This is a genomic window from Paenibacillus sp. VT-400, from assembly GCF_001029205.1.
Classification (GTDB): Bacteria; Bacillota; Bacilli; order Paenibacillales; family Paenibacillaceae; genus Paenibacillus; species Paenibacillus amylolyticus.
On record NZ_LELF01000067.1, the window covers coordinates 1,281,960 to 1,293,561 of the forward strand.

Consider the following 11,602-nt stretch of genomic DNA (forward strand, 5'->3'; position numbering starts at 1 on the left):
ACACCCGAATTTTTGCTCAGGAATCAATCTACTTGCCATTATACTACATTACACGCTGTAGTGGAATAGATACGATATGATAGGAAAGCAAAGCTTGGATATGATAAAATAAAACGATATTGCAATCTTACCAAGACAGGATGAGTGGGAATATGGGTGTAAAGTTACCTTTGATATTTGCTGAGCGAATGAAAAGTTTGCTGGGTGATGAGTTTGAACAATTTATGAAATCTTATGAACAGTCTCCACATGCGGGGCTGAGAGTGAATACGCTAAAAATATCGATGGAACAATTCGATGAGATTGCTCCGTTTGATCTAAGACCTATTCCGTGGTGTGAGACAGGATTCTATGTACCTCATGGTGTTAAACCGGGGCTGCACCCTTATTATCATGCAGGCTTGTATTATATACAGGAACCAAGTGCAATGGCTCCAGTTGAATTATTGCAGGTGGAGCCTGGAGATCGTGTGCTTGATCTGTGTGCTGCTCCGGGAGGAAAAACAACACAGATTGCTGCAAAGCTGCAAGGCAAGGGTGTACTTGTGACGAACGATATCCATGCTGAACGCACCAAAGCGCTGGCCAAGAACGTGGAATTGTACGGGGTGCGTAACGCGGTTGTTTTGAATGAGTCGCCAGAGCGGATCGCAAATGCATTTCCTCATTATTTTGACAAAGTATTAATTGATGCGCCTTGCTCAGGTGAAGGCATGTTCCGCAAGGATGAAGACATGGTGAAATCGTGGGAACATCATTCGGTGGAAAAATGTGTGCTCATGCAGCGGGATATCTTGGAGACTGCGGCACGGTTGCTGGCCCCGGGAGGAACCATTGTGTACTCGACATGTACCTTTGCGCCGGAGGAAAACGAAGCAATGATTGCGGAGTTCCTGAATGTAAACCGTGATTTCGTAGTAATGGACATTCCTGAAGAGACAGGGTTCGCTCCAGGACGTCCGGAATGGGTACGTCAGATGATGCCGGAGAAGGCAGAAGAGACGGAAGCTGTACTGGATCAAACGCGTGGCACCGCAAGATTGTGGCCTCACCTTTTGGAAGGAGAGGGGCATTATGTCGCTGTGTTGCAGCATCGTGCAGGGCAAGAAATAGAAACAGATCAACCTGGAGTAGTTAAAGAAGGAGCAATGGAGTATGGACAGGTCGTGGATGTGTCCAGGATTGAAGCAGAGGGGAACAAGGATCACTCTATTGCTGCTTCTTCAATTGCTATGACCAAGGCTGATCGTAAAAAGGAACGTTTATTGCGAATCGAATCCCGAGAGTCCCATGACAGACAGGCTGGTGGCGGCAAGAATTCGGGTAGACAGAGTAAAAAAGGTAAAGATCACGGTGGACGTAAATCGGAACGAGGTCAGGGACGCGGAGCTGATCCGGCAAGTATTGATCCGGTTGCGATATACAGTCAGTTTATGAAAGAACAATTGGAGATTGAGTTAACTGGAGAGACGGTATGTTACGGAGATCGGGTGTATCAATCATCAGTTGGTGCAGCTCGGTTGGAGGGACTGAAAGTCATTCGTCCAGGCTGGTTTATGGGCACGATTAAGAATGGACGATTTGTTCCGTCCCACCCGCTTGCGTGTGCTTTGAATGCATCTGAAGCACGGCGAAGCGTAAATCTGTCATCCGCTGATGGCGAAGCCGTGAGATACCTCAAGGGTGAAACGTTAAATATTGAAGAAGAACGAGTGGTGCTCAAGGCGGATACGTTTGCCAAAGGGTATGTTCTTGTATGTGTAGATGGTTATGCCGCTGGCTGGGGAAAATGGCTTGATGGTGTACTGAAGAATGAATATCCGGCAGGTTGGAGGTGGACATCGGTATGAGTGGAAAAGGAAAACAAACGTTGCGTCTGGATAAAATATTAAGCCATATGGGTGTGGGAACACGAAGTGAACTCAAAAAGATGGTGAAACAAGGCAGAATCCATGTGGACGGCAAAGCGGTGAAAGACAGCGGGGTACAGGTGAACCCCGAGGTCAACGTCATTGAAGCCGATGGAGAGCGGATTGTGTATCGGGAGATGATCTATCTGATGTTGCATAAACCTCCGGGTGTCGTGTCTGCTACCGAGGACAACAGAGATAAGACGGTACTGGATCTGCTGCGCAAAGAGGATCGGGTGTTCAATCCTTTTCCTGTGGGACGACTGGATAAGGATACGGAGGGACTGCTCATTCTTACGAATGACGGTCCACTTGCCCATGATCTGTTATCTCCACGCAAGCATGTGCCCAAAACCTATGAAGCCCGTGTGCTGGGAAACGTGGATGAAGCGGATGTGCAACGTTTCAAGGCGGGCATTCAATTGGATGACGGGTACGAGACATTACCTGCTCAGCTGACTATACTCGGTCAGGAAGAGACGGAAGAAGGTACGATCTCGTCGATCTCGCTTATTATTCACGAAGGGAAGTTTCACCAAGTGAAACGTATGTTTCAGGCGGTTGGCAAGCGTGTGGTCTATCTGAAGCGCGTAGCCATGGGTGAGCTGGAACTAGCTTCCGATCTTGCGATCGGAAGCTATCGTGAACTAACCGCAGATGAGTTGAATCTTCTGCGGAAGTAAAGCTCCCGTCCTTTGCGAAGCAGAGCAGGGAGTGGTGGAGGGAAGCGAAGCCCCGATACTAACCGCCGCAGGCGAGAAAGCTCCCGATCTTCACGAAGTGAAGCAGGGAGCCGGGCAGAGAGCGAAGCCCTGCCCGTAATGGTCCAGGTTAAGCTTGGGCGGGACCGCCGCTGACCAGCGGTGTGCTCGGCAACAAGCGTTCCAACAACAACCGTGACATAGCAAGACCCGACCTACCACCGGTGAGCAAGATGGGAGTCCAGAGGGCAGAGCCCTCTGGGGCCCTCCCTTGGAAGGGAGGGTTTGGGTGGGTGCGACTACTAACAGATGAGGATGAAGCCAGAATGACTTATAAATTAATTGCACTTGATGTAGATGGAACATTGCTGAATGATCATCATGAACTTACCGAATGGACTCAGGAGACCTTGATCCAAGCTTCCCGTCAGGGAGCAGAGATTGTCCTGTGTTCAGGTAGAGGTCCTGCCAACACGATTCCTTTTATGGAGCAGATGGGACTGGATGGATATGTGATTACGCATAACGGCGCCGTTACCGCGCAAGTCGATACCCGTGAGGTAGTTCATCATTTTGCATTAGATGGACAAGGACTGGAGCCGATTATATCTTACTGTCGAACCAATGGAGTACATTTTGACATCAATACGGCATTTGGTCTGTATGTGGATCAACCGGAAGGTTTGGGGTTGCAGGTGCGTGAGATGTATTACAACTTTATGGCCGAGCCGCTGAAGTTACCCAAGTGGGTTGACATGACAGAACCGCTGGCGAAGTTCACTGCATTTGGTCCGATTGAACAGATGGATTCAGTACTCCAGGAATGGTCTACCTGGAATCTGCCTTATTATATGACACGGAGTGGTGACTTTTTTATTGATCTGATGCATCCCGAAGCGTCCAAAGGCGCTGCACTGAAAAGGCTTGCCGAATCGAAAGGAATCATGCCTTCGGAGATTATGGCGATTGGCAACTACTTCAATGATATTACGATGCTGACCTTTGCGGGCAAAGGCATTGCCATGGATAACTCACCGGACGAGGTGAAAGCTGCTGCGGACGAGGTTACACTCTCCAATAACGAGCAGGGTGTGGCACACGCAATCCAAAAATATGTGTTATCCGTCTAACCCTACATCTTATACTTAAAATGCACGCTTTCCTCATAATCTACCGTCCTCAGGGGCATCCTAAGAGAATAACGTTAGGAATGGAGGAGGACACGTGATGAATTATGATGTGGAATTGGTTGCAGACCTGCGGACATCAGGTGGAGAAGTACAGGACGTGATGGTCAATGGTCAATATGCAGGCTCACTTTTCCTTGTGTATAGAGAAGGAGATCGTTTATCAGGTAGTCTTCAGATCGAGCAGGAGTCTCTGCCAGATGATACAGAGCAACGTATCGTGGAAAAAGTGCATGCCTATGTCCGATCTCTTGCAGATGCGTTGGAAGCTGCGTATTATGAAGTGCTGGTTAGTTGTGGCTCATTACATACGGTTCTGCATATGCCTGAGTCAGAGAAAGTGTGGCCGTCTGAAGAGATGAATCATGACGAAGGCAGCTATGACGATATAGGTAGCAGTGGAAGTAAGGTAATCCCTGTTTCACAAGCCGAATCGTTTACATATGAAGATCGGGATCAGGTTCTGGAGATGGAAATGGTAAGCGCAGGACGCAGCATATCGACTTATATTTTCAATGATGTCGAAGGGCAGGAACTAGCAGAAGCTTCCTTAAAACAATATGGCGCTGATGTACAAGGTGAAATACACTGGTATGACGAGCCGGAAGAGAATCAATTGGAAGCTGCGGCAGAGTTGCTGGTCAGAGAGCTGGATGAAGATATCATCGATACGATTACAATCCGCATGTGGCATCAGGGCAACGAACTCGAGACACTAGAGTGGGTACATCGCGATTTCTCCGAGGAATTTGAGGATACCGATGAATCGGATCTGGATGAGCTGGAAGCTGCTGAAGAAACATGTTATGTCATGCTGAAGCGTAAGGATCGGGAGTTCCGGGTATATGAGCTGTTTCTTCAGGAGCGAGGTGGATTGCCTGTGGGAACAGCAACAATAGACACTTCTCATTCCGATCTGACAGGATACATTGATTACGAGGTTCCTGGTACCAGCATTCAGCGAAAGAGCCTGGTCGAAGTGTTGATGCAGGAGTTGGACAAGGAAATGGAGTTTGACACCTTGCACCTGACGATGTTGTATCGAAATCAGATTATTGATGAAGCCAGAATAGATGGGTAAAGGGCAACCGCCTTTTACCTTTTTTTGTTCTCGTTTTGACGAAAAATCCATTTCCCGGTATAGTACCATTAGTTTAAAAGAGATCAGGAAGCGGAGGAGAACAATGATGCACTCATTCAGGATCAGTAGCGAATATATTAACGATGGTTTTCAAGCGGTTCAGGCGAAGCCGGAAGATACGGAGGATGTGATGTCGCTGCTGGTGGAGACAGCCGAATGGTTACAGAGCCAAGGTTCTTCCCAATGGAACGCTTTGCTTAAAGGTGAAGATTCACATGATACGGCAGGGGCGATTCGCCGTGGGGATGTGTTTGTATTCAAAAAAGGGGCGGACGTAGCGGGGATGGTCATCCTTTTGGTTCAGCCAAGTCCTTGGGATATTCATCTTTGGGGTTCAAAAGCTCATGCCGAGGATGGCGCAATTTATCTGCATCGGCTAGCGATTCGAAGAAAATATGCTCAGAGCGGTTTAGGACGGTCCATTTTGCAATGGTCCAGCAGCGGGATACATTTTGAAGGCAAACATACTGTTCGGTTAGATTGCGGAGCGAGCAATGCTACGTTGAACGCCTTTTACGCGCGGAACGGGTATACTTTTTTGGGAGAGACCGATGGTTACAGTACATATGAGAAGCCCGTGGAGCTACTGAGCTGAGAATTCTGACTATCCTATGAATATGTTGACGACAACTGCAAGCGATGGTCTGCTGAATTAGAGCTTTTGCTTCTGAGGGGAACGTTTCATGAATATGTTGTATATACGAGTTATCGTAATATAGATGTTCCGGCTTCCCTATGTCATAATGGATAGTAGAGTAATAAGTAAGTTAGAAAGGGGGAAACTAACGGTGAAATTGCTGCAGGCGCTTTTCTTTCCTCCGGAGCAGCCCGGAGGTGTATCCTCTATGATTCCGTATATGCAAGAGAGATTTACAACCCCGAGGTGGGAAATGGATCTGTTCTCCTTGCCAAAGCGAATTCGCAACAAGGGCAGAGAGGAAGTTCAGTTCGAAACGTTTGACTGGACGGAATATCAGGATAGTCCTGTTGTCCAAAAATATATTCAAACTTATCGTGATTATCTTTGGTGGACCAAACTGCGTATTCAGAAGCCCTATGATCTGATTCATGCCCACCATCCAATTGCAGGACTTGCGATGAAAACGGTTTTCCCGGATACACCCCTCATTCAGACGATTCACTCCAGTTATGAACGAGAATTAATCCTTAATGGACGCATTGAAACGGATGGACCGGAGCATCGATTCCTGCTTGCGATATATGGTGAGCTGGAACACCAGGCAGAGCGCCTCTTGACGGTGTCGGATTCGTTCCGTAGTTATCTCGCTCCCTACTTGAAGGAACCTGATGTCATCGGTGTGATTCCCAATGGATTTGATGAGAAGCGCTTTAAGCCGATCCCTCATGATAATGCGATACCACAACTGGTCACGGTATGTCGGCTTGTCCCGGCAAAAGGGTTGGATATTCTTTTCAAAGCTTGTGCGGAACTGAAGGACCGAGGTCATGATTATGTGTTACATATTATTGGAGATGGACCGATTCGTCCTGATCTGGAAGAATTGGCGCAACGATTGGGGATCTATAATGAGACCATTTTCTATGGTTACACACTGCACCCTGAGGAATTCATGCCATTCTTTGATATTTTTGTACTTCCTTCACGGGCAGAAGCATTTGGTTCCGTCTTCGCTGAAGCGGCGCTGAGTTGTCTTGCCCTTGTGGGTACGGATGTAGGTGGTATACCGGAACAGATCGAGAACGGTAGCAATGGGTTGCTTGTACCGGCAGAAGATCCTTCTGCATTGGCTGAAGCGCTTGAAAAGGTGATGCTGGACCCGGCTTATCGTTATGAACTTGCTCGTTCAGCGTGTGAAAAAGCCAAGACACATTACTCGCTCGGCAGATCGGTCAATGAGTTGAAAAAGATGTATCTACAGTTTCCTAGCCAAGCCTAAAACGTAGAGCAAAAAGTGCGAGCCGCTGTGCCAAACAGCGGCTTTTTGTCATGTTTAAGGAAAGAGTACCCGCGGTGACTTGTGGTTATGAAGTAAAAGGATGCTCGTATTCATGAAGTACATAACCGTGAAGTTTATATATTGTTGCGTTTACGAAAGGCGCCCCAGCGGTTCAGTACCAATTTGGCAGCCCAGATTAATGCCATACTTCCAAAGATGGGGTAAAGGATGGACAGCAGGGAACTGAATCCAAACTGGCTGAGTGAGTAACACAACAGCATAATGGTTAATGTAATGAAACGGGGATGGACACGTATATGTTGTCTCAGTTGCAAGGTCATTCCATAGATATCGGCTACAAAGGTAGTGAATATTTCCATGAAAATAAGGGATACATATACAGATTGCACTGCCCATCCAAGTTGAAAGGCAATGCTGCCCATCGGGATTTCGAATTGAATGATGCCGGGCATCTGAGCTGACATGGCAAAATGAGCTGCCATCAGCATGAAACCAACGCCAATTCCACCCAATACTCCACCCCACTTCAGCACATTCCGACTACGAATCTGGTTACCTACAGGCACAAGAACAGCTTGAGCCAACACCAGATTGAATGAAGTATACAATAGTGGAGACAGCCACACTTGAATAGGGTTTGAGTCTGTCGTCAGTGTGATGAATCGGGAAGCACCTGGATGATGGATGGTACTTGTGATCATGAGCAGAGATAACAGGAGCATCATGGGCACGACGATGCTATTCATTTGTAGGATGGCTTGAATGCCCCTACCGAGAAGCAGATATGTCCCTACAAGTGTGACGATCAGACCTGTCTGATAATGCAAACCCAGATGTTCGACAAAAACGGAGCCTGCTCCGGCAAGCATGACACTGTTCACGCCAATGAGAATGAGAAGGGTCACCCAGGTGATCCATTTGCCCGCCTTATGGCCGAATAAATGTTTGTTCAGATCCTCATAAGAGCGGGACCCGGTATCGTGAGCGATCAGCATCATTTTGGTACCTAACCAGACAAAGAGCATGGTGGATAAGCCTATGGTGATGGTGGCCCATTTGCCATACTGGGTAAAAAACTGCAAAATTTCCTGCCCTGTAGCGAAGCCGGCTCCGACAACCGTTCCGATGTATGTAAATGCGATCTGCAGCACCCGAAATGCCTGTTTCATGTGTTTCCCCTCTCAGGCCCCTGTATAGTTTGGACATGCGGGTACCATGGTACAAGGTATGCTTGACCCACGAAAGTCATGACAATCGATAATGAGCTTTGGCTTGAAATGCGTCTCAAGGACAGCGCCCAGGCAATTTCGCTTGAACTTATAGATAGATATATGATACTTTTACCTCATAGGATAGGCTTGGGAGGTCAAATCATGGAATTATTGAAACAACGAATATTACAAGAAGGTGTGGTTATCTCGGATCAAGTATTAAAGCTGGATGGTCTGTTGAACCACCAGATTGATCCTGCATTAACGATGGAGATGGGACGTGAGTTCGCTGCCCGTTTTCGTGAAAGTGGAGTAACTCGGGTAATCACGGTAGAATCCTCAGGGATTCCGGTTGCTTTTGCAGCAGCCTATGAACTTGGGGTGCCCCTTGTATTCGCCCGTCGTAAAAAAACACTTCTGGCTGATCCTGATGCTTACTGTGAACGTGTACCGTCCTTTACCAAAGGAATTGTAACTGACATTATGGTATCCCGCGAGTTCATTCATGAGAATGACCGCATTTTGTTCATTGATGATATCATTGCCAATGGAGATGCCGCTCGTGGCGTCATCAAAATTATCGAGCGTTCCGGTGCGGAACTCGTCGGATTCGGCGTTGTGGTCGAGAAAAGTTTCCAGGCAGGGGCACGCACGATTCGTGAACAGGGTATTCCGGTGGAAGCCTTGGTACGCATTCGTTCCCTGAACGATGGAACAGTACAATTTGACGATAACGAAATGTGACATTTTAAAGGAATAGGGCCTATTTTTTGAACTATGCCTTTGCATGACCGCCGATTTCATTTATAATGGGGTTATGTTAGGGAGAGGAGGCAACACCATGGGGAACCAACCGGCAACAGAACAATTTTTTAATGATAAGCTGGCGGAATCGAAAGTTCATTTTGAACGTGCCCTGGATTGTAAACATACGGAATTCGATGACCTTTATCCCTATATGATTGAACATCCTCAATTTTTCTGGTACAAACGCTATGTTGCCTGGTCAGAATTACTGACGATTGTAGGCTTGTGCGAAGAGTTGTCCTTCTCTTGGAAAGAACAATTTACACCGCATCAAGTGGAGTACCTTGAAGAACGTGTGATGTCCGCCAAAGTGCTTGATTTTTGGTTCGAGAAGAACGACAGCAAAGAGCACGCGCAGCGGTAACTTTCAGTCGGGACATAATTTCGAATGACATGACAGTCCAATACAGTCACGTGAGACCTAAATGACTTTTCATTTAGGTCTCTTTTTGTAAATAAATTTGAAATATAGGAGCCATGAAGATGATTAGTGATACAGAATTGGACGCCCTGCGTCTGTCAGGTGAGAAAGTTAGAGTCGTACGGGACGAGCTGGAATCGAACGACGTGAAGGGGATTGTGGTTGCCTGGGATGGCGAGCAGGTACTTATCCGTCGTCAGAATCGACGTGTAGTTAAGCTGGACCGAGGTTACAGCTATCAGCTGTTCAGCGAGCCGCGCCAGAGTCCACTTAGTGAGTAACAGCTTGTAATTATGGCAGGGCCATGAGCGTTAAATGTTTGGAATTACCATGATTTCTTGGCATAATTGGCTCACTCGGGAGAGAAGATAGGTACAGTGAGGAAGATCTGTAACTATAGCCGAGAGGGTGTGCTACAAGCCATGACATTGATGAATGATAAAGTTCATGCCTACAAGGATCAGATTGGAGCATTAAGCGATGTGCTGCCAGGTGTGGTGAAGTCGTATCATGAGTTTACCGGAGAATGCTTCCAACCTGGCGTGATTGATGCCAAGACAAAACAGCTCATTGCGCTCGGCATTGGATTGTTTGCCAACAATGAGGTATGTACCTTCTATCATGTAGAAGAAGCACGTGCCAAGGGCGCTACAGATCAGGAGATCATGGAGACCGTAGCCGTGGCCGGAGCTGTAGGAGGCGGACATGCCCTGTCTCAGGGTGCGATGCGAGTGCAGAAGGCGTTGCATTAAACTTAAGAAAATTTGCAAAAATAAAACATGGTCATACCCTGTTAGCACAGGAGTATGACCATGTTTTATTTAAAGTTCATCTTTACTTGTTTTACTGTTAAGTGTTTTATTGTATTTGTCCACGTCCGCAAATTTTTCCATTACGGAATAGCGTGCCTTATAATTTATTACTGATGATTTAGTCCGATATTCAATGGTGGATCGGTCACTGGTCCACTTATAAATAAAAGCGTTATTATAGCTTTCGAGCTCTGGTTTACCATATTTGTTCGTAAGCTCTTCCAAAATTTCATCAGATTCCGGATTAGTTAAAGTACGAAAATCGTAACTTGCTTCAATCAGTAAGTAATCATCCAAAGGATATTCATATGCTTGCTTCATCATGTCCTCTAATTGCTCATCCAATGTCTTTCGTATCTCATCTTTTCTTGCGTCTGTCGTATTTTCGTTATCAAGTTCCTCACGCAATTTGTTGTTATCTTCTATTTTTTCTGATATTCCTTCATTATCCAATAAATTAGTAAAGGAGTATTCTGCGTCTGCAGTCTTACCCAGAACCACCACATCGGAATAATTAATACTTTTTTCATGATCATTATGTACTTTTTCTTCATAGTTTGTGTTTCCGTTTTTTTCTTCAGATGAAATGACCTTGTTTATTTTACTCCCCCAAGATACTTCTCTGAAATCTTTAACTGTTTCACTACTGCAACCTAAACTACCTATTACTAAAATAACAAAACTTAAAACAAACATTAACTTTTTCAATTGTTCTCCTCATCTCCTTTTATTTCCTAAAACATTTTACATTGTTTAAGAAAGCAGTTGAAGACAAAAAATGGTTAAACAAAAAAGGCATCCGGTTAATAACCGATGCCTTTTTGTATGTGAATTACATTTTACCTAACATTTTATCGTACATAAACTGTCCAGTTACCCGACGTGCTGTTACGTAGCGGTCATTGAAGTATGGATTCGATAACTTCGTGATGCTTACACCTTTACTGCTGGAGGCATGAGCGAATTGTCCGCCGCCGATATATACACCTGTATGTGAAATGCCTTTGCCTGTTGTATTAAAGAACACCAGATCACCTGTCCGAACATTGCTCTTGGATACGGGAGTACCTGCTTTGGCTTGCTGCTGCGAAGTACGTGGTAATTCAATGCTGTATTTGTTGAAAAGATATCTCATAAAACCAGAACAGTCGAAGCCGGCTACAGTTGTGCCACCCCATTTGTAAGGAATACCTGTCATGTTGTTCACTACGGAGTTGATACTGCTTGCCTCTGTGCTTGTTGCCCCGGATGTAAATAATACAGCTGCTCCAAAAATGGAGATAATCAGTTTTTTCAAAATCAATGTTCTCCCTTCGATGCCTACGGAGTTAGCTAAGGGTTCGGTAGAAGGTTCCCTATATTTCCTATGTATAAGAATAATTCACCCAAATTGGTTCCCCCGTTTTCAAACATGAAACTCGGCAATGAATAATTAAGTTTTTGTAACTATTTGAAACTATATTGCATAAATG

Annotated in this window: 13 protein-coding genes and 1 riboswitch; of the genes, 10 read left to right on the forward strand and 3 right to left on the reverse strand. The window is 45.9% G+C overall.

All coding sequences use genetic code 11. The features are described 5' to 3' along the window. Window positions 1-152 precede the first annotated feature (152 nt). The 6 genes from EL84_RS16540 to EL84_RS16565 all read left to right on the forward strand — a co-directional run bounded on the left by EL84_RS16540 (window position 153) and on the right by EL84_RS16565 (window position 6,858). Window positions 153-1,850 (forward strand): RsmB/NOP family class I SAM-dependent RNA methyltransferase, encoded by a 1,698-nt coding sequence (locus EL84_RS16540; RefSeq protein WP_047842390.1) that lies wholly within the window; start codon window positions 153-155, stop codon window positions 1,848-1,850. After that, window positions 1,847-2,593: a pseudouridine synthase gene (locus EL84_RS16545; protein WP_047842391.1), complete on the forward strand. Its 747-nt coding sequence runs from the start codon at window positions 1,847-1,849 to the stop codon at window positions 2,591-2,593. The genes EL84_RS16540 and EL84_RS16545 overlap by 4 nt, the downstream gene beginning before the upstream one ends. 344 nt (window positions 2,594-2,937) lie before the next feature. Continuing rightward, entirely contained in the window at window positions 2,938-3,741 is an 804-nt protein-coding gene (locus tag EL84_RS16550) for a Cof-type HAD-IIB family hydrolase (RefSeq protein WP_047844234.1), read from the forward strand. Window positions 3,742-3,838: 97 nt separating this feature from the next. Continuing rightward, window positions 3,839-4,879 carry a hypothetical protein gene (locus tag EL84_RS16555; RefSeq protein ID WP_047842392.1) on the forward strand — a complete coding sequence of 347 codons (1,041 nt, stop codon included), beginning with the start codon at window positions 3,839-3,841 and terminating at the stop codon, window positions 4,877-4,879. 106 nt (window positions 4,880-4,985) lie between these two features. Further along, entirely contained in the window at window positions 4,986-5,534 is a 549-nt protein-coding gene (locus EL84_RS16560) for a GNAT family N-acetyltransferase (protein ID WP_036609623.1), read from the forward strand. A gap of 193 nt (window positions 5,535-5,727) precedes the next feature. Further along, window positions 5,728-6,858 (forward strand): glycosyltransferase family 4 protein, encoded by a 1,131-nt coding sequence (locus EL84_RS16565; RefSeq protein WP_047842393.1) that lies wholly within the window; start codon window positions 5,728-5,730, stop codon window positions 6,856-6,858. Between the two features lie 134 nt (window positions 6,859-6,992). Here EL84_RS16565 and EL84_RS16570 read toward each other — a convergent pair whose 3' ends face one another. Further along, entirely contained in the window at window positions 6,993-8,048 is a 1,056-nt protein-coding gene (locus EL84_RS16570) for a membrane protein (protein WP_047842394.1), read from the reverse strand. Window positions 8,049-8,252: 204 nt separating this feature from the next. On the opposite strand from EL84_RS16570, the gene EL84_RS16575 reads away from it, so the two are divergent. The 4 genes from EL84_RS16575 to EL84_RS16590 all read left to right on the forward strand — a co-directional run bounded on the left by EL84_RS16575 (window position 8,253) and on the right by EL84_RS16590 (window position 10,070). Continuing rightward, a complete protein-coding gene (locus EL84_RS16575; RefSeq protein ID WP_036609617.1) occupies window positions 8,253-8,834 on the forward strand; it encodes a xanthine phosphoribosyltransferase in 582 nt (193 codons plus the stop codon). 97 nt (window positions 8,835-8,931) lie between these two features. Further along, complete coding sequence (locus EL84_RS16580) at window positions 8,932-9,261, forward strand: hypothetical protein (RefSeq protein WP_036609615.1); 330 nt, start codon at window positions 8,932-8,934, stop codon at window positions 9,259-9,261. A gap of 119 nt (window positions 9,262-9,380) precedes the next feature. After that, window positions 9,381-9,599: a hypothetical protein gene (locus EL84_RS16585; RefSeq protein WP_036609613.1), complete on the forward strand. Its 219-nt coding sequence runs from the start codon at window positions 9,381-9,383 to the stop codon at window positions 9,597-9,599. A 141-nt stretch (window positions 9,600-9,740) separates the two neighbouring features. Then, the gene (locus EL84_RS16590) at window positions 9,741-10,070 is read left to right on the forward strand and encodes a carboxymuconolactone decarboxylase family protein (protein WP_017689352.1); all 330 of its coding nucleotides are present in this window, start codon (window positions 9,741-9,743) and stop codon (window positions 10,068-10,070) included. 69 nt (window positions 10,071-10,139) lie between these two features. Here EL84_RS16590 and EL84_RS16595 read toward each other — a convergent pair whose 3' ends face one another. Together EL84_RS16595 and EL84_RS16600 are read right to left on the reverse strand one after the other, a co-directional pair. Continuing rightward, window positions 10,140-10,838 (reverse strand): hypothetical protein, encoded by a 699-nt coding sequence (locus EL84_RS16595; protein ID WP_047842395.1) that lies wholly within the window; start codon window positions 10,836-10,838, stop codon window positions 10,140-10,142. Window positions 10,839-10,962: 124 nt separating this feature from the next. Next, window positions 10,963-11,427 carry a C40 family peptidase gene (locus EL84_RS16600; protein ID WP_036609611.1) on the reverse strand — a complete coding sequence of 155 codons (465 nt, stop codon included), beginning with the start codon at window positions 11,425-11,427 and terminating at the stop codon, window positions 10,963-10,965. Window positions 11,428-11,432: 5 nt separating this feature from the next. Continuing rightward, window positions 11,433-11,564: riboswitch (cyclic di-AMP (ydaO/yuaA leader) on the reverse strand. Window positions 11,565-11,602: the final 38 nt, after the last annotated feature.